The sequence below is a fragment of the Paraburkholderia phymatum genome (genome assembly GCF_038900715.1).
Taxonomy (GTDB): Bacteria; Pseudomonadota; Gammaproteobacteria; order Burkholderiales; family Burkholderiaceae; genus Paraburkholderia; species Paraburkholderia phymatum_A.
This window is the reverse complement of record NZ_JAYMRZ010000009.1, coordinates 160,841-184,899: the sequence shown is the minus strand read 5'-3', so window position 1 is coordinate 184,899 and position 24,059 is coordinate 160,841. Positions and strand designations below refer to the sequence as shown.

Genomic DNA, 24,059 nt, shown 5'->3' with positions numbered 1-24,059 from the left:
TTGCGTCGCCCCGCGTTCCGAACATGTCGATGCGCTCATTGGCGCGCGAGATAGCCCTTGAGACGCTCGACGCCCGCATCGAGACGCGCCGGGTCGCACGCATAGCACCAGCGCACGAAGCCCTCTCCCTCCGGGCCGAACGCGCTGCCCGGCGCAAGACCGAGCCCCGCCTCGCGCACGAGCGCCTTGCACAGATCGAGGCTGCGCGAAGCACCCGGCAACGAGAAGAACACGTACATCGCACCCGGCGGCGCTTTCACATCGATGCCCGGCAGCGCCGACAGCGCCCCGACCAGATGATCGCGCGACGCCCACAACTCACCGACAAGTTCCCGCGTGAACTGTCCGCCCTGCTCGATGGCGGCGATGCCCGCCTGCTGCACGAACGCCGGCGCACACGAAGTGTTGTACTCGACGAGCTTGCCGAGATCGTCCATCAACGACGCCGGCGCGACGATCCAGCCGAGTCGCCAGCCTGTCATCAGCCAGGCCTTCGAAAACGAGTTCACACAGATCACGCGCTCGTCCCGACCCGCGAGATCGAGGAACGACGGCGCACATTGCCCCGGCTCGCCCGCGTAGTAGAGACGTTCGTAGACTTCGTCGGCGACGATCCAGATGCCCAGGCGCCGGCAATGATCGAGTACGGCGCGCTGGTCGTCGCGGCTCATCACCCAGCCCGTCGGATTGTTCGGCGAGTTCAGCATCAGCAGCTTCGTGTCCGGCGTGAGCGCCGCGAGCAACCGGTCCAGATCGAGTTGCCAGCCGTTTGCACCGTAAGCAAGCGACACGGTTTCGACGTGCGCGCCGAGAATCTTCGGAATCTCGACGAGATTCGGCCACAGCGGCGTCACGGCCACCACGCGGTCGCCCGCGCCGACCACCAGCTGCGCGGCCAGCATCAGCGCATTGACGCCCGCGCTCGTGACGGCCACATGCTCGACCGACGTCGGCCCGTGCAGCGCGCTCACGTAGCGGGCGAGCGTCTCGCGCAACGGCGCAATGCCGAGGTTGTGCGTGTAGAACGTCGCGCCCGACGCGAGCGCCGCGCTCGCGGCAACGCGGATGAACGGCGGCGTCACGCGGTCCGATTCGCCGAACCAGAACGGCAGCACGTCGGGCACGCCGAAACCGGCGTTCGCCACTTCGCGGATCTGCGACGCGCGCAGCGAGCGCACGGCATCGCGTGCATGGGGGAACTGGGGCAAATCGGTTTCGCTCATCGAAGATTCCGGCGGGTCGGCAAGAAATGGGAGTGTAGCGTGTCGCAAAATACGGGGCCGCAAATCCGGCAACGTGGCCACGCTCGCGCTCAGCGCAAGTCCTCGGTGCGGCCCGGCACCTGGTGGATCAGGTTCCACACGGCATCGGCGGCTGGCGACAGCGAGCGGTCGCGCCGCCGCACCAGCTCGACGGTCCGCTCGGCGCGCGGCACGAGCGCCCGCGTGACCAGCGACGACCCCGCCGGCAACGGCATCGCGAGCCACGGCAGCACGCTCACGCCGATGCCCTCCTGCACCAGGCCGTACACCGTCGACGGATGCCCGAGCTCCTGCACGACGTTGGCGCTGACGCCGTACTCCTCCAGCGCGGCATCGATGATCGGCCGGCTGCCCGACGCATGGTCGAGCAACACGAGACGCTCGCCTTCCAGCTCGCGCCACGCCACCTCGCTGCGCCCCGCGAGCGGATGATCGTCGCGCGAGACGAGGCAGAACGAATCGGTCATCAAGGCCTCGGCGATCAGATCGTCGGCGGACACGGGGCCGATGATGACGCCGAAATCCACTTCGCCCGACTTCACTTTGCGCACCACGTCGCTCTGCACGTCGTCGCGCAGGCCGAGCGTGATGAACGGATACTGCTTGCCGCAAGCCGCGACGATCGGCGGCATCAGCCGGCAAGCGATCGTCGGGCTGGCGGCCACCATCACGCGGCCGCGCCGCTGCTCGCCGATCTCGCGGATTTCGCGCAGCGCATCGTCGAGATCGCCGAGCAGCCGCGACACGCTCGCGACCAGATTGCCGCCGACGTCCGTGAGCTGCACTTCGCGCGTCGTCCGATCGATCAGCTTCAGGCCGATTTCCGCTTCCAGCTCGCGCACGCACCGGCTCACCGCCGACTGCGTCAGCCCAATCTCGCTCCCCGCCCGGCTGAAGCTCTGCAGTCGCGCCACCTCGATGAACACGCGCAGTTGACGCAGCGTCACATTCATCTCTTCCCCTCATGAATAATGTCGTTTGATGCCGATTTTATGACTTGCGATGCATTTACGCATCGTCTCTTTCGCGTCGCTGCAATGCAGCAGGAAGGCGCAAACGCACGCGGGGCGGGCCTGATTGCACAAGATTGGTGATTGTCCCGATTTGCTGGATGGGTTTTTTGGATTCTCATACGGGCCAGGCTAACGCCCGTAACGGCTTGATGCGGCGGGGCTTCGAGGCAGTTGGGTGAAAGATGGCACGCTTCGTGCGTTTCCCCTTGCACAGGAGTCGGCGCCGATTCGGACTGGCGAAAAAAGCAGTTCGCAACGGTACAGGCCGGCTCTCCGCCGGCGCCCGATATGGATTCGGGTGCATGAAGAGTGCGCAGCGCGGGGCAGCGCACCGGAGTTAGCTTCGCTGAGGTGAAACATGATGGTGTTCGACGATTTGAGAGACAACGAGTGGGCGCTGGTCGAGGCGTTGTTCTGTGCGGAGCCGGCACGGAGCGAACGCCGTGGTCGACCACGCGTCGAAGCTCGCGCGGTAGTCAACGCCGTGTTGTGGGTTTTGTCGACGGGAGAAGGCTGGTCCAAGCTGCCGGGCCGCTATCCGTCGCCGCCGACGTGCCGTCGCCGTTTCGACGAATGGCAAGCCGACGGCACGCTCGCCGAAATAGTCAAGCGGCTGGGCACGAGCGGCCGTGAGATCTCGTTGCGCGGACGCATTGGCGCAACGGCGGCCAAACCACCGGCACCGCCGAGCCGCGACCGTCTGCGCGGCGCGTTCTGGACCAATCCGGAATCCTGGCGCGCGCCCGTCAAGATGGCCTGACGTAGCAATCCACGCCACCGGGCGCCTCTTGGGGCGCCCGGTGCGTTTCTGGGACCGCCTTTCGCCCAATTCCCTCCCCGTCTTCCCTGCGTCCCGTTCAGAGCGGAAGGCGATCCGTTGAGAGATCGGCGGTGCCGCACGTCCGTCCGATCGCGACGCCTCGCGCCTTTCGCTGACGACGCATCAGGCGTGCCGCGGATTTTTCCATCCGTTACCGCATGCCTTCCAGCTTCACAGTTCCGCCACGTTCCGCGCGCGCCCGCGCCTGCCGCCCGCCGATTCCCGTTTTTGCGACCTGCATACCTTCCGTGACGGGGCGAAACATCCATTTACTTTTATTTACAGCACGCTTTCGCAGTGCGGCATACCGTACAAGTATGCAAACAAGCCCCGACTGGCTTGTCGGGAGTCGATCATGAGGCCAATGTCACTGCGTTTCTGCGGCATGGTCGCTTCAGTGATTGCCGCGACCGCGTTCGCGCAGCAACGCCCGCAGCAGGGTTGGAACTGGCGGCCGGAACAGCCGGCCACGCTTCAGGCGTGGCAGCAGACGGAAGCGCGTAATCAGGGGTTCACGCCGCCTTCGCCGCGCGGCGATTTGCGCGGCGATATCGCCAGCAACGTGCGGGCGCGGCCCGACGGGCAGCGAGACGAGCCCACGCAACGGCGGGCGGCGGACGCGCACTGACTCGCGCCGCGAGCAGGCGGACTGGCCGCCGCAGCGCTGCTTTTGCAGCAGCGGCGACGAAGATCCGTGAAATCGGGAACCACCTGCCGGGTCGCCAGTCTCACAATTGCCATTAGCACAGCGTGGCAGAAGTAATTCCGGTACGCCCGTATCCTCGCGATACGGGCTTTTTTTCGTCCAATGCTTCTGTAGAGCCACTCGGCGCGCATGCCGCGCGACATCGCCCGGCATACGTAAAGAAAGTGTTAAAAGCGGAAATGGCGGCGACATGCCCTCGACGCGCCTCGCACGACGCGTTTTCCGCACGCCGCACTGTCATGGTGAGCGCGCGTCCTGCGAGAGCCCGTCGTCTAGACGGCAGCTGCCCTCTCTCCGGCGACCGCGCCGGCAAAAACGTAGTTGCGCATGCGGCGCGCGTCCCAGTCGAGCGAACGCTCGTCGCGGGCGAGCCGCGCAAATTCGGAGCGGCCACGTTCGGTCAGCACCGCGATGTCCACGGGAGCATGGAAACCCGGCGCGGGAGCGACCGTCCGTTGACGAACGGTGTCCATCATGCCAAGCGAACGCAGATATTCAAAAACGCCTGGGCGCTTGGCCCATGGCACCTGACGGTATTGCGCCCGTCGCAGCGCCTCAAGTACGGCTTCGTTGGAATAAGTGGTCATCTCACTTCTTTCTTTAAGTGCAGCCATGACTTATTTGTTCGCGACACAATGGCGCGTCTGTCGACGCGCGCATCGCGGATGGCCGGAGATTTCCCCCGTAGGTCCGCGATTACGGCATTGGCCGCCGTTTTTTTCGGTCCCCGTGTGAACGCCGTGCTAGCGTTCTGCTTCCAGATGGCGGCGATGCGACCGTATCGGCGCGATGGCCCGCGGGTGGAAATGTCCGAATACCATACGTTACCCCAATAAAATTGATTCTCTTAACTTTATTGCTGCTTTTTTTTGCAGCTTTCGTGCTGCTGCGCAGCGCGCGCACGATAATCGGCGCGGCAGCGATTGCGTTCTACTGGGCGCTTGGTTCGGGCTGGCTCGCCCAGCCGCTGCTCGACCTGACCCAGCGTCACGCGCCGCCCGGCGGGCAGACGGTTGCCCCCGCAACGTACGCGCCCCATACGGCGATCGTGCTGCTCGGCACGGGCACCATCCATGACCATGACGGCAAGCTCGTTCCGCCCAAGGACGCCTACGCCCGCATCGACAAGAGCGCCGACCTCTACGCCCGCTGCAAGCAGGTCAGTCCCGTTTGTCACGTGATCGTAAGCGGCGGCAATCCGCAGGAGCACGAGGCGACGGAAGCCGACACCTATCTGCCCTACCTGCTGCGCGCCCAGGTGCCGCGCGGCGACATCATCCTCGAGAACCGCAGCCTGACGACCTACGAAAACGCACGCAACGTCAGAGCGATTTTGCACGACGGATATTACGGTTCGTTGATTCTCGTCACATCCGCCTACCAGATGCCACGGGCGCTGCTCAACTTTCACCGTTTCGGGATGCAGCCGCTGCCCGTCGTGTCGAACACGCGCCACGCGAAACTCGGCTTCTTGCCGCGCGGCGAAAATCTGTTCGACGCGGAAATCGCGCTGCACGAACTGGTCGGCCTTGCGCAGTTCCATGTCTACCGGCAGATCGGCCGGTTCTGATCGCGGGCAACCGACAGGCGGGCCGCAATTTGCTTAGCTATCCGATGGAATTTTTCGAGCGCGTCGAACAATCATCGGTGCAACGCACGAGCGGGAAAATCTGACTTGTCGAGACGAATGCGGCGAACGGAAGCACAATAGGTTTGATGCGCAATGGCTTCTGGGAAGCGGCTCTGTGACGACGGCGAGTCGATGTAACGAAACGTAACCGTCTGTGAATTCTGTTACAGACAATACGCTGGATCAAACATTGCTGGCTAGAATGCACTGTCGTTCCAACGGACAGCCATACTCGGGTCCACAACCACTCTCTACGGAGGCAGCGATGAAGAAAGTGTCCCTGGCAATCCTGGTTTCCCTTTCGGCACTGACGGGCGCGGCGCACGCGCAGCAGGACCAGGGGGTGACGATGAGCACCGATCCGGCGAAGGCCGCCGACGTCGAACAGCGCGCGCAAGAACTGCAGTCGAAGCAGCAGGCAATGGAAAGCGCGCCGCCTGCGCCGATGCCGAAGCATCACAAGGGCTCGATGCATCACAAGAAGCAGGCCGAGCCGGCGCAGTAAGCCACCGCGGCAAGCCCTCGCGACAGGCCCTCGCAGTCAGGCTCCATGCGCCGCCACACGCGGCAACTGCGTGATGGCGCCATGTCATGCGCCTGCTGTCGTCCTTGATGCGAAAGCTCGAACAGAAGCCGACGCCGTCCCGCACGGCCTCGGCTTTTTCATTGCTCCAGCGCGTTTTCCGCGAGCGGCCGACCGCGCAGCGCGTGTCGCGGGATCTGCGCTGACGGTATGCTAAAGTCGCGCACCGAATGACCCACCCAACCCGTGCGCACCCTGTGCGGAGGACAGAATGAGCAACATCCAGCTGGACATCGAATGGACTGAAGCAGCATCCCGCAAGATCGAAAAACTCATGCCGCGCGGCAGTCAGGAGGCGTTCCTTGCGCTGCCGCCCGTCGAATGTCTGCCGATGGAAGGCGACGTGCTGTTTCTCGGACCGGCCGGCAAGCAGCAGCCGTTCATCGTCGCGGAACGTCAGTACCATCACGACGGCGACGCCGACTGGACCATCATCCTGATCCTCGACGTGCCGCACTCGACGCATTGATCGCATCAAGCCTCATGCGCGCGCCGGCGCAAAAGTCGTGGTCAGCATGAAGGCCGCATGAGACCACGCGAAGCGCACATCAACGAAATGCGCATGGAGAAGCGGCAAGCACCCACGGTGGCAACGCCAGCAAGCGCGAGCCCGGCAACGGCATTGCCGGGCTTTCCTGTTTCGGCGTCGCCCGCTGCTCTCGCGCTTCACGCGATCTTCGATACGATGCGTAACTCCGCATACTCGATCCAGTCCGCCGACGCCTTTCTGTACGCCTCGATATGCGCGGACTTCGCATGCGCGGCGAGCGCCTCTTCACTTTCCCATCGCTCGAAGAAGATGAAGCGGCGCGGCTCGCGCAGATCGCGGTGCAAGTCGTACTGCAATGCGCCGCGTTCCTTGCGCGTCGGCCCGACGATGCCTTCAAGCGCCTTGCGCAGCTGCTCCTCGTGTCCCGGCTTCGCTACCGAGATCGCCACCACCGCGATTTCCGACATGCTGGACTCCACTTTTGAGAAATCAGCAGCATAACGCCGCTGCCATAAATGCACCGTTTCTCCGCGCCAACATCAAGACGAAACCGCACAGACTCTCACTCCGTCTGTGATTACCCGAACATTCATTAAGCATGCGAACTGCTAGACTGATTCGACGAACTGGACTGCATCTGAGCTGCACAACCAAGCGGAGTCGCGCGTGACGGGCATTGATCCGACTGCCTTCGGGCCCGACCTCCATTGCGCCGAAGTTGCGCATGCCTGCCGCGGACATGTCGCCTGGTCCGGGCACGCGCCGCACGCTGCATAGGACAAATCTGCCGTCATGCCAAACGTCGACGATACGACGCTCCCTGGCCTCCTGCAGCATATGGCGCGGGACGAAGCCGGATGGGCCGCGCCGTGGCGAACCATTACGTTGCGCAGCGTCTTTCAGCCGGTGATCTCGGTGACGCATCAGCGCGTGGTCGGCTATGAAGCGCTGCTGCGCGCCTTCGATCCCGTCGGCCACCCGATCTCGCCCGCCGTGCTGTTTTCGGGCACCCGCTCGACGGCCGATGCGCGCGCGCTCGACCGGCTCGCGCGCTGCCTGCATGTCGCGAACTTCATGGCGCAAGGCATCGAGACGGGCTGGCTGTTCCTCAACACGCGGCCGCAGGTGTTCGAGACGGGCTGGCCGCAGCGCCCGTTCATCGACGAGCTGTCCGAGCATTTCGGACTGCCGCAGGAGCGCATCGTGATCGAAGTGCTCGAACAGCCCGCCGACGACGAGTCCGCTGTCGCCAGCATGCTCGCGGCATCGCAGCCGCGCGAGTTCCTGATCGCGATCGACGACTTCGGCACGGGCTTCTCGAACTTCGATCGCGTGTGGCGCTTCAGGCCGGACATCGTGAAACTCGACCGCTCGCTGGTTGCGCGCGCGGGCCGCCAGGACAACGACAATTCGCTGATCGGCCATCTGATCAACATGCTGCATCAGTCGGGCACGCTGGTGCTGGCCGAAGGCGTCGAGACGGAAGACGAACTGATGACGCTGATGCAGGCCGACGTCGATTTCGTCCAGGGTTACTGGTTCGGTCATCCGAAAGCGTCGATACAGGCGGCGAACGCACGCGTGCCCGAACTGATCAATGACATGTGGCAGCGCTTCGCGAGCTTCGAGCGCACGCACTCGCGCTATCAGCGTCCGGGTTTCGAGGGCTTCACGGAAGCGGTGCTCGCGGGCGCGAACGTGTACATGCAGACGGGCGATCTCGAGCAGGCCGCGCAACCCGTTTTTCTCGTGCCCGACGCGCGCCGCGTGTTCATACTGAGCGACCGCGGCGAACAGCTGGAGCCGTCGATCGCCGCCTGCGGCACGCCGCCTCCGCCGGCGCGCCTTGCCCCCCTCGTACCCGACACGCGCAACAACTGGTCGCGGCGCGCCTACTTCAAGCATGCGCTCGCGGCACCGGGACGCGTCGCGATGATGGGGCCGCACTGCTCGCAGATGGACGGCCAGGATTGCTATACAGCCGCCGTGACCGTCGAGCGCGACGGCGTCACGCGCGTGTTCTGCGTCGACTTTCTGCCCGAGCTGCGCAAGGCGAGTCCTGTCTGAAGGATCGGCCGCTTCCACCACTCGGTTTTCAACGGAGACACTCGCCGCGCGCGACTTGCGCGCCGCGGGCCATGCGCCGCATGTGTGCTACTCGTGCTCGATGCGCCGCCTTGCCGCCTTTACATCGCCGCGCTTCGCCTTGCTTTCGAGCCGGCGCTCCTTCGATGCGCGCGTCGGACGCGTCGCGACGCGCGCCTTGCGGGTGACGCTGACGCTGTCGATCAGCGCATCGAGCCGCGCGAGCGCCGCCGCGCGGTTCAATTCCTGGGTCCGGTATTCCTGTGCCTTGATGATGACGACGCCATCGCGTGTCAGCCGATGATCCTGCAACGCAAGCAGACGCATCTTCAGCACGTCGGGCAGCGACGACGCGCGCACGTCGAAGCGCAGATGGATCGCGCTCGACACCTTGTTGACGTTCTGCCCGCCCGCGCCTTGCGCGCGCACGGCCGTCAGTTCGATTTCGTTCGGCGGGATCGGATAGCGTGAAGTCATGTCAAATGGTCGGACGATGCAAAACAAGTGTACGGGCTATGCTGTATCGTGTACCGGCTATGCTGTATCAGACGACTCGCATGTGCCGCACGGCATGAACGCTCGCAGTATGCGCGACGCATTTGCTTCAATTCGCCGATCTCGCCAATACTGACGTCTCTAGCTCATAGGCCAATCATCGTGATGAAGATGCGCCCCGCGCAGGTGCTGGAACTGGTGGTCAACCTGCTGTTGCCCTGGGTCACGTATCGCCTCGCGCAGCCGTACTGGGGCGAGACGGGTGGCCTGATCGCATCCGCCGCGCCGCCCGTGATCTGGAGCGTCATCGAGCTCGTGCGCTTTCGACGCGTCGATGCGCTTGCCCTGATGGTGCTGCTCGGCATCGTGCTGTCGATCGGCGCGATGGCGCTCGGCGGCGATTCGCGCGTGCTGCTGATGCGCGAGTCGCTGGTATCGGGCGCGATCGGCGCAGCGTTCCTGCTGTCGCTGCTGCTGCGCCGGCCGATCATTTTCTACCTGACACGCGCCTTCGTCGCCCGCGAAATGACGAACGGCGCCGCGCACGTCGACATGCTGTGGCGCGAGCGGCCCGCTTTCGCTCGCGCGCTGCGTGTGCTGACTGTCACATGGGGCGTCGGCCTCATCACCGAAACCTCGCTGCGCATCTGGATGGCGTGGCACTGGCCGATCGAGCGGGTGCTGGTGGTGTCGCCCGTGGTCGGCTATGGGATTTTCGGCGGCCTGATGGTCTGGACGTTCTGGTATCGGCGCACGATGCGCGACCTTGTCGGCCAGGCGCCGGAATCCGAAGCACAAGCGTCGCGCGGGACGGCCGCGAACTGAGCGGCCGTCTGCTGCACGCGTTATTTGCTTCGCGGCTTCTTGGTTTGCCTCGCGCTTTTCTCGTTTGCCTCGCGCTTTCCCCGTTTGCCTCGCGCTTTCCCCGTTTGCCTCGCGCTTTCCCCGTTTGCCTCGCGCTTTCCCCGTTTGCCTCGCGCTTTCCCCGTTTGCCTCGCGCTTTCCCCGTTTGCCTCGCGCTTTCCCGTTTGCCTCGCGGCTTTCCCGTTCGCTTCGCACCTCCCCGTTCGCCTCGCACCTTCCTCGTTCGCCTCGCACCTTCCTCGTTCGCCTCGCACCTTCCTCGTTCGCCTCGCGGCTTCCCCGTTTTCCTCGCGCTTTCCCCGTTTGCCTCGCGCTTTCCCGTTTGCCTCGCGGCTTTCCCGTTCGCTTCGCACCTCCCCGTTCGCCTCGCACCTTCCTCGTTCGCCTCGCGGCTTCCTCGTTCGCTTCGCGGCTTCCCCGTTTTCCTCGCGGCTTCCTAATTTGCTTCGCCGCCTTCTCGTCTGCCTCCCGCCTTCCACGTCTTCCTGGCGCGCTCCCCGTATTCCGCGCGCCTTCCTCGTCTCGAATCAGCAACCGCCTTCTTGCGCCGCTTCGGCGATCCGCGCAGCGAGGCCCGAGTCACGCTGCGTCGGCGTCGCGATTGCGCGCGTCAGCACCGCCCGCGAGCCGATCACCTCGACCCGCTCGCGCGCCCGCGTGATCGCCGTATAGACGAGCTCCCGCGATAGCACGCGGCTGAACGTCGACGGCAGCATCAGCACCGCATGATCGAACTCCGATCCCTGCGACTTGTGAACCGTCAGCGCGAACGCGGTATCGTGCGGCGGCAACGCAGCGGGCGACACTGCGCGCAAGCTGCCGTCCGCGCCACGGAAGTGCACGCGCAGCGAGCCGTCCGCGCCCGGCAGCGCGATGCCGATATCGCCATTGAAGAGACCCAGCGCGTAGTCGTTGCGCGTGACCATGATCGGACGGCCTGCGAACCACTGCGCGCCCGCCGTCAGCGGCACGCGCGCGGCACGGCGCACCTGCGCCGCCATCGCGGCATTCATCTGATCGACGCCGCGCGCCCCGAGGCGCGTCGCGCACAAAATGCGAAAGCGGTTGAGGGCGTCGAACAGCGCAAGCGGCTGCGGCGCCGTGCCGGATGCCGCTTCGCCAAGCGTCGCGGCCAGCGCGTCTGCATACGGCGCGAAACCGGCGGCAAGCCGCTGGATCGTGCGCTCCGAAGGCGCGGGTTCCGCATCCACGTGCAATGCCGCCGCGCGATGCGCAACGGGATCGGTCTCCAGCACGTCGAGCGCGGCCTGCGCGTCACCGCGCCGGATCGCGACGGACAGCCGGCCGATCGCCGACTCCAGCCCGAAGCGATAGTTGCGCTCCAGCCAGACGACGCAGTCGGCCAGCGGCGCGGGCCGCGATTGCGCGTCGCTCGTTGCGTCCGACGGCGCGGCGAACAGATCGTCGGCGAACGGCGGCGCCTCGCTGCGCTGCGTATCGCGACTGGCGCTGGACAACGCCACGCGCAACCGGTCTTGGTCGATGCCCAGCGCTGTCGCAATCGCGCCGACGCCTGCGTCGCTGAACGCCGGCTGCGCGCTCAGCTCGGCGAATACGGCACCCGCTTCGACAGCCGCCAGCTGATCCTTGTCGCCGAGCATCACGAGATGCGTGTCGTGTGCGAGCGCATCGAACAGATGCGTGGCCATCGCGACGTCGATCATCGACGCCTCGTCGATCACGATCACGTCATAAGGCAGCGGGTTGTCGCGATGATGCCTGAAGCGCCCGTCCGGCCCCGTGCCCAGCAAGCGATGCAGCGTGAACGACGTTTGCGGCAGACGCACGGCGAGTTCAGGCGGCAACGAGCCGGCGCGCGCGAGCAACGCTTCCTGCATCCGTTGCGCGGCTTTGCCCGTCGGCGCGGCGAGCGCGATGCGCAGATCGGCGCGCGCATCCAGCAGGCACGCAAGCACGCCGACGACGGTCGTGGTCTTGCCGGTTCCCGGCCCGCCGCTGACGATCGTGAGCCGCCCGGACAGCGCCATCACGGCGGCCACGCGTTGCCAGTCGATCTCGTCGTCCCGGGGCTCTCCGAAATAGCGCAGCAGCCTTTCGCGCAACGCGTGCGGCGACGCGCTGCGCGAAACGGGATCGGCCTGTTGCGCTTCGCCGCGCGGCGCGCGCGCATGGCCGACGAGCGACTGCGCGAGCCGCCGCTCGTAATCGTAGTAACGCGCGAGATAAAGCCGCCCTTGCCCATCGACGACGAGCGGCCGCAACGCCTGCGCCGTCTCCTTGCCGTCGCTTGCGACACCGCTTGCGAGCAGCGCGGCGCGCACATCGTCGGCGTTTGCATCGTAGCGCCGCGCAAGTTCATCGAGCGACACGCACACGTGGCCTTCCGACGTCGCGCGGCTCGCGGCGAATGCGGCGCGCGCGGCCCAGCGCACGCCGTCCGCCGACGCGCGACCGCGCTGCGCGAGCGCGCTCACCCGCCGTGCAAAACCTTCGGCGAGCGCCGTGCTGAAATCCGCGGGCGCGGGCACGTTCACTTCGACGTCGGGCAATGGCTGATCGAATGTGCTCATGCCGTGCCTCCGTCCATCAATGCGTCGAGCGCGGCGACGAGCGCGTACTCCGGCCGTCGCGCATGTACGCCCGCCGCGTGGTCCGCGCCGCGCCACGACGGTCGCACGCCGCGCACGAAGAGATACAGATAGCCGCCGATATGCCTGTCGTACTCATAGCCGGCGAGCCGCACGCGCAGATACCGATGCAGCGCGACGACATAAAGCAGCGCCTGCAGGTGATAGGCGTGACTCGTCATCGCTTCGTCGAGCGGCGCGGCGGCGTAGTCCTCGCGCGTATCGCCGAGATGGTTCGACTTCCAGTCGATCACCCAGTAGCGCCCCTGATGCTCGACGATCATGTCGATGAACCCCTTCACGTAGCCGCGCAGCGTGCCGGGCTCCAGCGCGACGTCGGGGAAGCCGTGCTCAGAAAGCAGCGCGCGCAGCGCCGGAAAATCCAGCGATGCCGCCGAAAACAGAAACTCCAGTTCGTTGAGCCGGCGCTTCGGATCGAGCGCCGCGAGCGTCATGCCCGGCACGAGGTCCGTGCTCACGACGTCGCCAAGCAGACGATGCATCATCGCCGGCAGCCGTTGCGCAAGCTCGGGCGTGGCGGGCGCGGGCCGCTCGTGCAGCGCGCGTTCGATCGCATACGCCCATGTGCTGCGATCGGAGAAATCCGCGAGTTCGAACATGCGGTGCAGACATTCGCCTGCCGCCGCGCCGCGCGGAAACGCGAGGATATCGTCGGGCGCGAGTTCGACGGGGGCCGGTGCGGCATCGAATGCGCTTGCGTGCAGCGGCGCCGGAACATCGGCCAGTTCGTCGTGATCGGGACGCGCCTCGTCGTTCGCCGACGTCGTTTCTTCGGCGCGCGAACCGGCCGCGATCAGCGAGCTGAAACTTGCCATGCGCCACGCGTCGCGCAGCGTGCGCCGGTTCGTGCGCGCGCGCATCAGCGCAGTGCCGTCGGCGATGCTTTCCAGCGGCACACGGCGCGCGACGGCGGGCAGCGCGCCGACGGCGACCGACCCGCCCGCGAGCGCCTGCCAACGCTGATAGATCGCGCTTTCGTCGAGTGGCTTCGCCAGCCATTCGTCGAAATCGCGTCCACTGCCCGCGACCAGCCAGTTCAACACGCTGCGCGCCGATTCCTTCACCGAGTTATGCGACAGATACGTGCCCGCCACCAGGTAGCAGCGATACACAGCGCGCGTCAACGCGACATAGACGAGGCGCGCGCGCTCGGCCGCCTGCTCGCGCGTGGCCTGTCGGCTCGCGTAGTCCTTCTGCTCGTCGTCGCAGCCGTAGTGAAGCACGGCCGCGCCGTCGTCGTCGTGATATTCGCGCGCATCGGGCAAGCCCGAAGACGGCGGCTCGCGCATGCCGCCGTCGTTGAGAAACGGACAGAACACGACCGCGTATTCGAGACCCTTCGACTTGTGAACAGTGACGATCTGCACAAGATTGCGATCCGATTCGAGCCGCAATTGCGCCTCCTCGCCGCCCCCTGCGCCGCCCGCACGTTGGGCGGCCAGCCAGCGCAGCGTTGGCGCGATGCCCGGCTGGGTCGCGGCGCGCGCCTGCACGAGTTCGGCGAGATGGTTGACGTTGGTGAGCCGCCGCTCGCCTTCCACACCCGCGACGACGCGCTGCGCGACGTTCAGTTCACGCATCAGCGTGCGCCACATCACGGCGAAGCCGCGCTCGTGCCACAACATCCGGTAGCGTGAAAAGCGCTCGACCCAGCTCATCGCATCGATGGATTGCGCGGCACCGCCCGAGGCGGACGCACTGTCGTCGAGATGCTCGAGTCGCCACAGCGACGCGGCGTCGAGCCCGAACCAGTCCGTCGCGAGCGCGGCGCGCAGGCGGCGCAAGTCGCCGGGCGTATCGACGGCGGCCAGCACGCGTTCGATCTGCTCGGCGTCGAGCGATTCGAACACGGATGCCTGCGCCAGTTCCACGCTACCCACGCCCCACGCGGACAACTCGCGCTTGATCTGACTACCCTGCTTGTGCGTCTGCACGAGCACCGCGATATTGCCGGGCGCGAGCGGCTTGTCGCCGATCGTCACACTGCCATCGCGCGCGCCGCGCAACAGACGCACGATCTCCGCCGCGCACGCCTCGCTCGCCGCGCGCTGCGCGTCGCGCTTGGTCCGTGCGGCGGCGCCGGGCGGCAGCATCCAGACGCGGAAATCGCCGTCATCGGGTCCGGCGCGGTCGACGAACGGCGGCCGCTGACGCTCGCCCGCGCGCACCGGGTGATAGTCGAGCCCTTCGAGCACGAAAGCCTGCGGGTTCGCTTCGAAGAAGCGATTGCACGCGTCGACGATGGGCGCCGTCGAACGCTGGTTGACGGCGAGCGTATAGCGCGCCGATGCCTCGGCGCGCGCCGCGAGATACGTGTGCAGGTCGGCCGCGCGAAAACTGTAGATCGCCTGCTTCGGATCGCCGACGAGAAAGAGCGGTCCCGCAGGCGCAAAGATGCGATTGAAGATCGCGAACTGCAACGGGTCGGTATCCTGGAACTCGTCGATCAACGCAGCGGGATAGCGCGAGCGCAACGCGTCCGCGAGCCAGACGTGCGTGGCAAGCGCGCGATGCAGGTTCGACAGCAGATCGTCGAATGACACCACCCGCCGCGTGCGCTTTCGAGCCGCCAGCTCGTGCGGCGCGTAGTCGAGCCACTTCTGCACGAGGCGAAGCCAGCGCGCATGCTGCGCCGCTTCGGCTGCGACGGCGGCGGCCTCGAGTTCGTCGGCGGTGGCGAAGAACGGATGCGCGGGCGGCTCGAAATCTTTCTTCGTGCCCTTCGCCAGCGCGCTGGCCGTCAGCTTCAGCGCGGCTTTCGGCGGCGCGGCGTGACAGTCGTCCTGCGCGAAGTAGTCGTTCCACGCGCCAATCGCAGCGGCGATGGCGTCGGGCTTGTGCGACGTCTGTTTCAGACGCGCCTGCGCCCCATCGAGCAGACGCACGACGTTGTCACGCTCGTCGCGCCACATCGCCCACGCTGCGTCGAAGCGCTCGCGCGCACCATCCGACGCGTCCGTTTCGGGCTCGTCGATATCGTCTGTCTGGCCCCAGCGCAGTTGCGCGAGCGGCTTCTTCAGACGCCGCGCAAGCTGTTCATCGAACGACGCGGGGCCCGCGCGCCGCTCGACGAGCCAGGCCGCGAACGAAGGATGCGCCGCAGCGACGGGTTCGACCTGCTCGCGCCAGAAATCGGCAGCGAGTTCGAAACGCAACGCGGCATCGTCGGCTTCCATCTCGAACGCAAACGGCATCGCGGCGGCAAACGGCGCTTCCTGCAACGCGCGCTGGCAGAACGCGTGAATCGTGTGAATCGCGGCCTGATCGAAGGTGCGCAGCGCGCGGCGCACGACCTTTGCGGCCGCTTCGAGATCGACGCCGCGCGCTTCGGAAAGCGTCGTTTCGAAAAGCCGCGCGATGAACGGGTCGCCGCCGTCGTCGCCTGTTTCGATCGCGCGCTGCACTTCGGCGAGACGGCCTCGAATGCGCTCGTGCAGTTCCGCCGTTGCGGCCTTCGTAAAGGTCACGACGAGAATCTGATCGGCGCTCAGGTTCTTCTCCAGCAACAACCGCACGTAGAGCGCGCAAATGTTCCATGTCTTACCCGTGCCCGCCGACGCCTCGATCTGGTTGACGCCGTCGAGATCGCAAGCGAATACATCGAGCTCTTGCGCCGCAGGCGCATGCATCCAGGCTGCGCCGCTCATGATGCGCTCCTCAGATGCGCGACCAGCGGCTTGAAGACGACCGACGCCAGCGTGCCGAACGGTTCGTCGAGCGTCAGCGGCGTGCCCCGAAACGCGATGCGCAACGCGGCATCGTCGGATTCGGCGCGTACCCGGTCGCTCGCCCACGCGTTCTGCGCGACGGAGTCGCTGTCGCTGATCTTCGCCCACGCGCTCTTCGGAAAGAAGCGCAGCGGAAACGCGCGCCCTGCCCGGTATAGCGCGGCGAGCGGCGCAAGCTGATCGAGCGGCTTCTCGACGGGCGCGAGTTCGAACGACTCGCCGCTCGCGTGCCACACGGTGCGCCGCGGGCCCTCGGGCAACGCCGCGCAATAGACGAGATGAGAGAGCCACGCGGCCAGATAGTCGCGTGCGCTGGGTCTTGCGTAACGGAAAATGACTTGCCCCGTTTCAGTCAACAGATTGAGCGTGCCTTGCAGCTGCAGAGGACCTTCCGAGCGTTCGCGCAGCGGCGCGTCGAATGCGCTGAAGAGCGCGACGTCGCCCGTGTCGGGCCAGCGCGCGTCGATGTCGAGCGCGAACGGCAAGCGCGTGACACCCGACGCCACTTCGCGCCGCACGCGCTCCGCGAGCCCCCGCAACCCTGACAGCTCGCGCGCGCGCCATACGGCGCCCGTCGCACCGCCGGGCAGTTCGGGACTCGCTTCGGCGACCCGGCGCACGCGCGCCAATGCATCGTCGCCGGCAGTCGCGTCGAGCAGCGCGGGCAGCAGCCGTTCGGCGAGCGCATCGCGGCCCGCGAAGTCGAGTTCGAACGGCTCCATGTCGAGCAGTTCGCCTTGCGCATTGGAGAGCACAATGCCAAGCCGGTCGCGCAACAGCGCGCGCGCCGGATGCCGCCAGAAGCGCTGAAAATCGTCGAACGCGACAGTCTGGTTGCGTTCGTCCGGCTCGGCGGGCAGCGGCGCAGCGAAGAACGGCGGCGTCGCATCACGTGCCGGCGCGGCCAGCAACGCGGCCAGTTCCGCGCGGTCGGGGTCGTACGTGAACAAGCCGCTCTCCGCACTGTTCTTCGCATCGAAGTACTCGGATGCGAACGGCTGCAACGGATGATCGACGATGAACGCACGGCGCGCCGCGTCGAGGTCGGCAGGCGATGCATCCTCTTCGCACGAAACGCGCGCGAGGTGATCGAGCAGTTCATCGACGAGCGCAGCGGGCGGCAGCGGCGCGTTGTCGCGAATGCTTCGCCCCGTGTACGCGATCAGCAAACGGTCTTGCGCGGCGAGCAGCAGATCGAGAAACAGATTGCGCTCGTCGTCGCGGCGCTGCCGGTCGCCCGCCTTGCCGAACTCGGCCATCAGGTCGAATTCATCGGCGCGCGCGAGACTCGGCAACACGCCGTCGTCCATGCCCAGCATGCAGACGATCCTGAACGGCAAGCCGCGCAGACTCGTCAACGACGAGAACGTCACGCTGCCCCACGGAACGCCGCCGCGCGCCGGGTCGTCGAGCGCTTCGGACAGCGCGGTGCGCACGACGGCCGCTGGCAGCGCGATGCCACCGGCACCCGCGCGCATCGCTTCGCTCATCTTGTCGATTGCGTCGCGGACGGTGGCCAGGGTATCCGCAAAGTCGACGCCGCCATCGAAGCAGCGGCCGAGCAATTCGAGCAAAAGCTGCGTCCACTCGGCGGGCGTCATGTCGTCGGCGCAACGGCGCGCGAACGCGTCGACGTCGTCGACGAAGCTCGCGAGACGCCCGAGGAGTTCCGCATCGGAGCCATCCGCGCCTTCGACGGGCAGCCATGCATCCACCGGCTCGCCGCCTTCGGGCATCGCGTAGCCGAGAAAGAGCCGCGTGAGCGCGTCGGCAAACGTGTGGCGCGCGACGGGCACGGCGCTGTCGGCGGGCGTAACGGGCGCGAGGCCGCGCCGCGCGCCTGCTGCCGCGAGCCATTCCTGAACGTCTTCGAGCGCCGCCGCGTCGATGCCGTAGCGCGCGGCGATCGCATCGACGCGCAGCCATTCGATCAGCTCCGGCGCGCCGACATTGCGTTCGGGCAGCGCGAGCCAGTCGAGCAGCACGCGCGCAACGGGGTTCGCCTGCGAAGGCGGCAAGCCGGTGACGCGATACGGAATGCGCCGTGTGTCTCCCGTGGGCGCCGTGCCGAATACGGCATCGATCAGCGGCCCGGCTGCGCCGAGATCGGGGAACGTGACGAGCACGTCCGACGGCTGCAGGTCGTCGAACTCGTCGAACCAGCCAAGCAGCCGGTCGTGCAGTACCTCGAGCTGCCGCGCGAGGCTATGGCACACATGCACTTCGATGCCGCGCTCCTGCGGCTTCAGATCGAGATCGCGCTCACCGCGCAGATCGAGCATGCCGTTCTGCACGGCGGCGAGCCACGTGGGCGCCGCGTTTTCCGCGAAATACGAAGCCTCACCCGATGCCGCGCTCTCGGTCAGCTCGTGCAGCATGTGCAGTTGCGCCTGCGTCTGCCGTCCCCATTCCGCGAGCAGCGGATGACCGACCTCCTGATAGTCGAGCTCGCCCGCAACGTCGAGCGCCTGCATGCGACCTTCGCTGACGATATCGAACCAGAACTCGCGGCATGGATTCATCGCGTACAGCCGCACGTCGATCCAGCGCGACAGCTCGCGCAGCAACGCGATGTGCAGCGGCGGCATGGTCGGCAGCGCGAACACGCTGACGGACTCGGGCCAGTCGGCGTTCGCAATCGCTTCGAGATCGAGCGAGCGCACTTCGTCGAGGAAGCGATACGCGGGCGGCGTGGCGGCATCGGCGGAAGGCGCGCCGTCCGACACTTCGCCGAGCAGCGAGCGCCACAGCGCGGCCTGCCAGCGCTCGTCTTCGCGTGCAGCGGCACTCGCGCCGACGAGGCGCGGGCCCGTATCGTCGGCCGCGCCGCTCGCGAAGATCGAGCCGCCCTTCTGCCATTGCAGCAGCCACTCGGGGCGATAGGTCAGATAGTGATCGAGCACCGTCGCGACGCGGCGCGCGAGCTCGTAACGCATTGGCGCATCGGCGGCGTCGAGATAGCTGCGCAGACGCGGCGACGCGTTCCACGGACGCGCTTCATCCGCGTCGCCGAGCAAGCGATAGCAGCGCCACACGAGCCGGTCAGGTGCAAAAGGCGAACGCTCCGGCACCTTCTTGATCACGCCGCCGATCTGCGTCCACAGCCATTGCGCGAGATAGCCGAAATCGATGTTCGCGCACACGCCCTGACGCGCGGCAATGTCCAGTTCGAGCCGCCGCCGCACGGCCGCGCTCGGCACGATCACAGGCTGCGCGGTCCACGGACTCGACGGCGCCTGGGCGAGTCCGTCGAGCAGCGCATCGACGAGCACATCGTACCGGTTCGAATAGAAAAGCTGGAGCATAAAGCCTGTGCGAAGAAGCGGCTGCGCGCTCGCGTGCAGCCCATGTATGGAAGAGCCGACAGCATAGCAAAGGCATCGGACGCAACGAAACCTGGCCGTTCGGACGATGGTCCGGGCGTGGGCAAATCAGTTAGACTCGACGGCAGTTCGGGCTCGGATGAAGCCCGTGAGGCTCGTCCTCATCTGCCTCAATCAACATTCGGACACGAGACATCAGGCAGTCGATGCGCTATTCAGTCGAAATCAAAAAGTTTCTGTATAGCCAGTACTTCTACGGCGGCTTGCGCATTGCGGTCGGCGTTTCGCTGCCGGCCGTCCTTTGCCTGATTGTCTTTCACAACCGGGAACTCGGCTTCACGATCGCGACGGGCGCGCTCGGCGCATGTGTCGTCGACATGCCCGGTCCGCTCAAGTACAAGCACAACGAGATGCTCGCGTGCAGCGTGATCGGCTTTCTGGCCGCGCTCGCCACGGGGCTCGCCACCGTCAGTTCGATCGCGCTGTGGTGCACCGTCGTGCCGCTCACGTTCGTGCTGTCGCTGATCGTCGTCTATGGCAACCGTTGGCCGCAGATCAGCTTCGCGACGCTCTTCATGATGATCATGACGCTCGAAGAGCATTTCACGCCGTTGCAGGCGCTCGTCAACGCGTCGTGGATACTCGTGGGCGGCCTGTGGTTCACGTACTGGTCGACGCTCGTGAGCCACTGGATGATGTACCGGATCGAGCAGCAGGCGCTCGCCGAAAGCGTGTTCGCGCTCGCCGACTATCTGCTCGCCCGCGCGAACTTCTACGATCTCGACAACGACCTCGACGAGTGCTATCGCAACCTCGTCGCGAAGCAGATCGATGCCGTCGCGATGCAGGACGCCGCGCGCGACATCGTGCTGCGCAATCTGCCCAAGCTCAGGAGCGGCCGGCTCGAGCCGCGCCGCGCGACGCTCTTCAATCTGTTCATCCATATCGTCGATCTGCACGAGCAGTTTGTCGGCGCGCATACCGACTACCCGCTCGTGCGCAATACGTTCGGCGGCTCGGATCTGCTGATCTTCTATCGCGATCTGATTCGCAAGGCCGCGTCCGATCTCGAGGACATCGGCCTCGCCGTGCTGCAGAACGAGCCGCCGCGCGCGCGGATCAGCGTAAAGGCGGAACTGCGCGCGATCGAATATGAAATCGAGCTGATGCGCAAGCAGGATCTGCCCGCGAAGAACCCGGAGGCCTATTCGGCTGTCTCCGCTACGTTCCGGCGCATCTGGAGCGCGACGCGTCTGATCGACAAGATGCGCAAGAACCTCGCGAACGAGGAAAGCGCGACGGAAACCGAGCTGCGCATCGACCAGGCGCTCACGCGTTTCGTGTCGAGCCGGCGCGTGCCATTCGGCTCGATCTTCTCGAATCTGACGATGGCGTCGCCCAGCTTCCGGCACGCGCTACGCGTGACGATCGCCGTGGCCATCGGCTTCTGGCTCGGGCGCCTTTTGCCGCTCACGAACGCGTACTGGATCGTGATGACAACCGTCATCATCCTGAAGCCGGGCTACTCACTCACCAAGCAGCGCAACGGGCAGCGTATCGTCGGCACGCTGATCGGCTGCGCGGCGAGCATCGCGCTCATCTTCAGCGTAAAGGAGCCGCATATCCTGCTCGTCGTGATGTTCGCGTCGATGGTGATGAGCTACAGCCTGCTGCTCTTCAACTACACGGCGAGCGTCGTGTTCACGTCGTCGTATGTGCTCTTGATGTTCCATCTCCTCGCGCCGGGCAGCCTGCACATCATCGGCGAGCGGGCGATCGATACCGTCGTCGGCTGCGCGATCGCAATCGCGGCAAGCCATCTGTTCCCGTATTGGGAGTACCGGCTGATGGGCAAGCTCGTGAACAACATGATCGCGGCGATGCGCAGCTATCTGGAAGCGAGCTGGTGGTGGAGCGGCAAGCCGGCCGCCGCCGTCGCCGCGCCCGCCGCGCTGACGGAAGCGGCAGCGCTCGCGCCCGCTGTGGCGATGGCGGAAGTCGCGGCAGGTGGTGCGCCGGTGAGTGGTGCGTCGGTGAGTGGTGGGCCGCTGAATGAGGCGCCGGTGAATGCAGCGCAAGCCGATGCAATATCGACGGCAGCGGCGGCAGCGGCGGCAGCGACGGCTCAATCGCCCATGCCGACGCCAAGCGCGGGACCCAACGCCGCACCGGCAAGCGCGACTTCGGCGACAGCAGCAAAATCGTCGGCGCCGACGCCAGCGGCCGCAGCGGCAGCGAGCGCACTCGATCGCGACTATCGTTATCGGCTCGCGCGCAAGAACGTACACGTCGCCTTCGCCAATCTCGGCCAGGCGTTCCAGCGGATGATGCTGGAGCCCAAATCGGCGCAGAAGTTCGTGCCGGAACTGAACGATCTGCTCGTGCGCTCACACGTGCTCGCATCGCAGATCACGGCGGCCGCGCCGTTGCTGCGAACGTCGTCGCAGCAGATGGGCGGCACGTCGCATCAGCCGCTGCAACGCGCGCTGACGGTGATCCGCGATAACCTCACGCAAGCGGAAGAAGGCAGCGCGCCGCCCGCCGATCAGGCCGACATCTCGAAGCAGTTGACGCGTGAGCTCGATACGATGGTCGTCGAAGCGGAGCGCGCGCCCGACTATTCCGGCGATGCCATACACGAACTGAAACTGCTCGCGCATCAGTGCAAGCAGATGCTGGCGGCGTCGTTTCTGATCCGCAAGGACGCGAGCGTGATCCGGTTGCCCGAAAACTGACGCCGTTTGCATCGTTGCTTGTTGCGTCGCTTGTTGCGAGGCGGGTTGCGATTCCGGTTGCAAGCCCCGGGGTAGCAAGCCCGGGGCGCGACCTTTACTGCGATGCGCCCTTGGCGGCATCCACGGCGGACGCCGCCGCCGACAGCGCGGACGTCGACGAACTGGAGTGATTGTCGCGCTCGTACTCGTGCTTTTCGGAGATCGCGTTGTAAAGAATCGTCGCGATCACGAGCAACACGACGACGACGATGAACACGGCAATGCCAAGCGTCGAGTTTTTCTTGCGCGGATCGTTCATGAGTCTGGCTCTGCTTGCTGGTTGATTCGACGAAGCGGGCATTCTACGACGAAGCACCTTGCGCGCGGCTTGCGGTCCGCCGCGCGCGCCCACTGCGCCACCGACCGATGCGCAAGCGTGATGCCCGATGAATCAACGCCCATCGGCGACCACGGCAGCACGCACCGGCAGCGCCGTCGAATACTTGATCTGCTCCATCGCGAAGCTCGAACTCACGTCGTAGAGCGGCACCGCGCGGATCAACTGTTTATAGACGCGGTCGTAATCGTCGATATCCGAGACGACGACGCGCAGCAGGTAGTCGGTCTCGCCGCTCATCCGATAGACCTCGACCACTTCGGGAATATCCTGCACCGCGCGCGTGAAGGTTTGCGCCCAGGCCTCGGTGTGCTGGTTCGTGCGCACCGCGACGAACACCGTCGTGCCGACCCCCAGCTTGCGCGGATCGCACAGCGCGACCTGTGCGCGGATCACCCCTGCTTCCTTGAGTCGCTGCACCCGCTTCCAGCACGGCGTCTGGGACAGGTTCACCCGGGCCGCGAGTTCCGCGATCGGCATCGTCGCATCTTCCTGGAGCAGTTCGAGCAGCCGCCGATCAATGATGTCCATTCCCATCTTTGCACCTGGATAGAAAATTATTCTATTTCTCGTCAAAACGAGGGAATTATATGAAAACTCTTTCTCCGCGCAAATCGGTATAAATGTGGGCAGTAGCGTTCTCTAAAAACAACGTCCGCGGAGCCTTTCATGAACCACACAACCGGCTTGAGCACGCTCGACCGCTCGCTGACACAATCCATGCCCGCATCGTTCGCTCAGGCGGCATTGCCCGATTGCGCGATCGCGCGTCTGTGCGCGGCCGTCGATGCAGCCTTCGACACGTGCGACGACGCGCAAGATCCGTCGCTGCGCGCAAGTTTCGCACGCGGCGTGCGCGCGGCCCTCGCGGAAGCCGCCGCCGATCCCGCGCTGCTCACCGATGCGCAGCGCGAAGGCGCAGCCAATGGTTATCGGCGGCATCTGCTCGCCGCCGACCCGCTCGGCCGCTATGCGATAGCGGCGCTCGTCTGGATGCCCGGCCAGGCAAGCCCGATTCACGCGCATCACACGTGGTGCGGATATGCGGTGATCGACGGCACGTTGACGGAGACCGTCTACGAATGGAACCCGGCCAGCGAGTGCGCGACGCCATTGCGCGACCAGTCGCGCAAGCCGGGCGCGGTATCGTTCACGCGCGCGGGACGCACGGGCATCCATCGGCTCGGCAATCGCAGCGGCACAGCCGCCGTCTCGCTGCACATCTATGGCGTGCCCGGCGAACGGATCGCGAGCCACGTGAACGACATCGTGCGCATCGCCGACAGCGCACAGGCTCTTCCCGCCTGAAGTCCGCGCGC

General features: G+C 65.9%; 19 protein-coding genes and 1 pseudogene. 10 read left to right on the top strand and 10 right to left on the bottom strand.

Going from position 1 to position 24,059, the window contains the following annotated elements:
• Positions 1-35: 35 nt before the first annotated feature.
• Together VSR68_RS18575 and VSR68_RS18570 are read right to left on the bottom strand one after the other, a co-directional pair.
• Positions 36-1,223 (bottom strand): pyridoxal phosphate-dependent aminotransferase, encoded by a 1,188-nt coding sequence (locus VSR68_RS18575; protein WP_342941217.1) that lies wholly within the window; start codon positions 1,221-1,223, stop codon positions 36-38.
• 89 nt (positions 1,224-1,312) lie between these two features.
• Positions 1,313-2,215 (bottom strand): LysR family transcriptional regulator, encoded by a 903-nt coding sequence (locus VSR68_RS18570; RefSeq protein WP_087732727.1) that lies wholly within the window; start codon positions 2,213-2,215, stop codon positions 1,313-1,315.
• 421 nt (positions 2,216-2,636) lie between these two features.
• Here VSR68_RS18570 and VSR68_RS18565 point away from each other — a divergent pair.
• Together VSR68_RS18565 and VSR68_RS18560 are read left to right on the top strand one after the other, a co-directional pair.
• Positions 2,637-3,032 (top strand): annotated as a pseudogene (locus VSR68_RS18565) (transposase); the annotation flags it as partial.
• A gap of 418 nt (positions 3,033-3,450) precedes the next feature.
• Entirely contained in the window at positions 3,451-3,723 is a 273-nt protein-coding gene (locus VSR68_RS18560) for a hypothetical protein (protein WP_342941216.1), read from the top strand.
• Positions 3,724-4,073: 350 nt separating this feature from the next.
• On the opposite strand, the gene VSR68_RS18555 is transcribed toward VSR68_RS18560, so the two are convergent.
• Positions 4,074-4,388, bottom strand: coding sequence for a hypothetical protein (locus VSR68_RS18555; protein WP_209931180.1), 315 nt, complete (start codon positions 4,386-4,388; stop codon positions 4,074-4,076).
• Positions 4,389-4,681: 293 nt separating this feature from the next.
• Here VSR68_RS18555 and VSR68_RS18550 point away from each other — a divergent pair, with 293 nt between their 5' ends.
• From VSR68_RS18550 to VSR68_RS18535, 4 genes are all read left to right on the top strand, one after another.
• A complete protein-coding gene (locus tag VSR68_RS18550; RefSeq protein ID WP_342941215.1) occupies positions 4,682-5,371 on the top strand; it encodes a YdcF family protein in 690 nt (229 codons plus the stop codon).
• 325 nt (positions 5,372-5,696) lie between these two features.
• Entirely contained in the window at positions 5,697-5,936 is a 240-nt protein-coding gene (locus VSR68_RS18545) for a hypothetical protein (RefSeq protein WP_342941214.1), read from the top strand.
• 86 nt (positions 5,937-6,022) lie between these two features.
• Complete coding sequence (locus tag VSR68_RS18540) at positions 6,023-6,160, top strand: hypothetical protein (protein ID WP_342941213.1); 138 nt, start codon at positions 6,023-6,025, stop codon at positions 6,158-6,160.
• A 65-nt stretch (positions 6,161-6,225) separates the two neighbouring features.
• Positions 6,226-6,483 carry a DNA-binding protein gene (locus tag VSR68_RS18535; RefSeq protein ID WP_152762150.1) on the top strand — a complete coding sequence of 86 codons (258 nt, stop codon included), beginning with the start codon at positions 6,226-6,228 and terminating at the stop codon, positions 6,481-6,483.
• Positions 6,484-6,680: 197 nt separating this feature from the next.
• Here VSR68_RS18535 and VSR68_RS18530 read toward each other — a convergent pair whose 3' ends face one another.
• On the bottom strand, positions 6,681-6,971 hold the full coding sequence (locus tag VSR68_RS18530; RefSeq protein ID WP_342941212.1) for a putative quinol monooxygenase: 291 nt from the start codon (positions 6,969-6,971) through the stop codon (positions 6,681-6,683).
• Positions 6,972-7,296: 325 nt separating this feature from the next.
• On the opposite strand from VSR68_RS18530, the gene VSR68_RS18525 reads away from it, so the two are divergent.
• Complete coding sequence (locus tag VSR68_RS18525) at positions 7,297-8,571, top strand: EAL domain-containing protein (RefSeq protein WP_342941211.1); 1,275 nt, start codon at positions 7,297-7,299, stop codon at positions 8,569-8,571.
• 87 nt (positions 8,572-8,658) lie between these two features.
• Here VSR68_RS18525 and arfB read toward each other — a convergent pair whose 3' ends face one another.
• Entirely contained in the window at positions 8,659-9,066 is a 408-nt protein-coding gene (arfB, locus tag VSR68_RS18520) for an alternative ribosome rescue aminoacyl-tRNA hydrolase ArfB (RefSeq protein WP_342941210.1), read from the bottom strand.
• 183 nt (positions 9,067-9,249) lie between these two features.
• Here arfB and VSR68_RS18515 point away from each other — a divergent pair, with 183 nt between their 5' ends.
• Positions 9,250-9,909, top strand: coding sequence for a VC0807 family protein (locus VSR68_RS18515; RefSeq protein WP_342941315.1), 660 nt, complete (start codon positions 9,250-9,252; stop codon positions 9,907-9,909).
• A gap of 566 nt (positions 9,910-10,475) precedes the next feature.
• Here the strand turns inward: VSR68_RS18515 and recD are convergent.
• Genes recD through recC form a run of 3 tightly spaced genes read right to left on the bottom strand, consistent with a single transcriptional unit; the run spans position 10,476 to position 19,611 of the window.
• Positions 10,476-12,500, bottom strand: coding sequence for an exodeoxyribonuclease V subunit alpha (recD, locus tag VSR68_RS18510; protein WP_342941209.1), 2,025 nt, complete (start codon positions 12,498-12,500; stop codon positions 10,476-10,478).
• Complete coding sequence (gene recB, locus VSR68_RS18505) at positions 12,497-16,225, bottom strand: exodeoxyribonuclease V subunit beta (RefSeq protein ID WP_342941208.1); 3,729 nt, start codon at positions 16,223-16,225, stop codon at positions 12,497-12,499. Before recB ends, recD begins: the two co-directional genes overlap by 4 nt.
• Positions 16,222-19,611, bottom strand: coding sequence for an exodeoxyribonuclease V subunit gamma (gene recC, locus VSR68_RS18500; protein ID WP_342941207.1), 3,390 nt, complete (start codon positions 19,609-19,611; stop codon positions 16,222-16,224). Before recC ends, recB begins: the two co-directional genes overlap by 4 nt.
• A gap of 224 nt (positions 19,612-19,835) precedes the next feature.
• On the opposite strand from recC, the gene VSR68_RS18495 reads away from it, so the two are divergent.
• On the top strand, positions 19,836-22,364 hold the full coding sequence (locus tag VSR68_RS18495; protein ID WP_342941206.1) for an FUSC family protein: 2,529 nt from the start codon (positions 19,836-19,838) through the stop codon (positions 22,362-22,364).
• Positions 22,365-22,458: 94 nt separating this feature from the next.
• Here VSR68_RS18495 and VSR68_RS18490 read toward each other — a convergent pair whose 3' ends face one another.
• Both VSR68_RS18490 and VSR68_RS18485 read right to left on the bottom strand, forming a co-directional pair.
• Complete coding sequence (locus tag VSR68_RS18490) at positions 22,459-22,662, bottom strand: hypothetical protein (RefSeq protein WP_342941205.1); 204 nt, start codon at positions 22,660-22,662, stop codon at positions 22,459-22,461.
• 132 nt (positions 22,663-22,794) lie between these two features.
• On the bottom strand, positions 22,795-23,277 hold the full coding sequence (locus VSR68_RS18485) for an Lrp/AsnC family transcriptional regulator (protein WP_087732714.1): 483 nt from the start codon (positions 23,275-23,277) through the stop codon (positions 22,795-22,797).
• 132 nt (positions 23,278-23,409) lie between these two features.
• Between VSR68_RS18485 and VSR68_RS18480 the strand changes: the two genes are divergently transcribed.
• Positions 23,410-24,048 carry a cysteine dioxygenase gene (locus VSR68_RS18480; protein ID WP_428983532.1) on the top strand — a complete coding sequence of 213 codons (639 nt, stop codon included), beginning with the start codon at positions 23,410-23,412 and terminating at the stop codon, positions 24,046-24,048.
• Positions 24,049-24,059: the final 11 nt, after the last annotated feature.

What these genes read in the sequence shown, in the direction of transcription:
- VSR68_RS18575 (WP_342941217.1), bottom strand. Translation starts at nt 1,223, where the DNA reads ATGAGCGAAACCGATTTGCCCCAGTTCCCCCATGCACGCGATGCCGTG.
- VSR68_RS18570 (WP_087732727.1), bottom strand. Translation starts at nt 2,215, where the DNA reads ATGAATGTGACGCTGCGTCAACTGCGCGTGTTCATCGAGGTGGCGCGA.
- VSR68_RS18560 (WP_342941216.1), top strand. Translation starts at nt 3,451, where the DNA reads ATGAGGCCAATGTCACTGCGTTTCTGCGGCATGGTCGCTTCAGTGATT.
- VSR68_RS18555 (WP_209931180.1), bottom strand. Translation starts at nt 4,388, where the DNA reads ATGACCACTTATTCCAACGAAGCCGTACTTGAGGCGCTGCGACGGGCG.
- VSR68_RS18545 (WP_342941214.1), top strand. Translation starts at nt 5,697, where the DNA reads ATGAAGAAAGTGTCCCTGGCAATCCTGGTTTCCCTTTCGGCACTGACG.
- VSR68_RS18540 (WP_342941213.1), top strand. Translation starts at nt 6,023, where the DNA reads ATGCGCCTGCTGTCGTCCTTGATGCGAAAGCTCGAACAGAAGCCGACG.
- VSR68_RS18535 (WP_152762150.1), top strand. Translation starts at nt 6,226, where the DNA reads ATGAGCAACATCCAGCTGGACATCGAATGGACTGAAGCAGCATCCCGC.
- VSR68_RS18530 (WP_342941212.1), bottom strand. Translation starts at nt 6,971, where the DNA reads ATGTCGGAAATCGCGGTGGTGGCGATCTCGGTAGCGAAGCCGGGACAC.
- VSR68_RS18525 (WP_342941211.1), top strand. Translation starts at nt 7,297, where the DNA reads ATGCCAAACGTCGACGATACGACGCTCCCTGGCCTCCTGCAGCATATG.
- arfB (WP_342941210.1), bottom strand. Translation starts at nt 9,066, where the DNA reads ATGACTTCACGCTATCCGATCCCGCCGAACGAAATCGAACTGACGGCC.
- VSR68_RS18515 (WP_342941315.1), top strand. Translation starts at nt 9,250, where the DNA reads ATGAAGATGCGCCCCGCGCAGGTGCTGGAACTGGTGGTCAACCTGCTG.
- recD (WP_342941209.1), bottom strand. Translation starts at nt 12,500, where the DNA reads ATGAGCACATTCGATCAGCCATTGCCCGACGTCGAAGTGAACGTGCCC.
- recB (WP_342941208.1), bottom strand. Translation starts at nt 16,225, where the DNA reads ATGAGCGGCGCAGCCTGGATGCATGCGCCTGCGGCGCAAGAGCTCGAT.
- recC (WP_342941207.1), bottom strand. Translation starts at nt 19,611, where the DNA reads ATGCTCCAGCTTTTCTATTCGAACCGGTACGATGTGCTCGTCGATGCG.
- VSR68_RS18495 (WP_342941206.1), top strand. Translation starts at nt 19,836, where the DNA reads ATGCGCTATTCAGTCGAAATCAAAAAGTTTCTGTATAGCCAGTACTTC.
- VSR68_RS18490 (WP_342941205.1), bottom strand. Translation starts at nt 22,662, where the DNA reads ATGAACGATCCGCGCAAGAAAAACTCGACGCTTGGCATTGCCGTGTTC.
- VSR68_RS18485 (WP_087732714.1), bottom strand. Translation starts at nt 23,277, where the DNA reads ATGGGAATGGACATCATTGATCGGCGGCTGCTCGAACTGCTCCAGGAA.
- VSR68_RS18480 (WP_428983532.1), top strand. Translation starts at nt 23,410, where the DNA reads ATGAACCACACAACCGGCTTGAGCACGCTCGACCGCTCGCTGACACAA.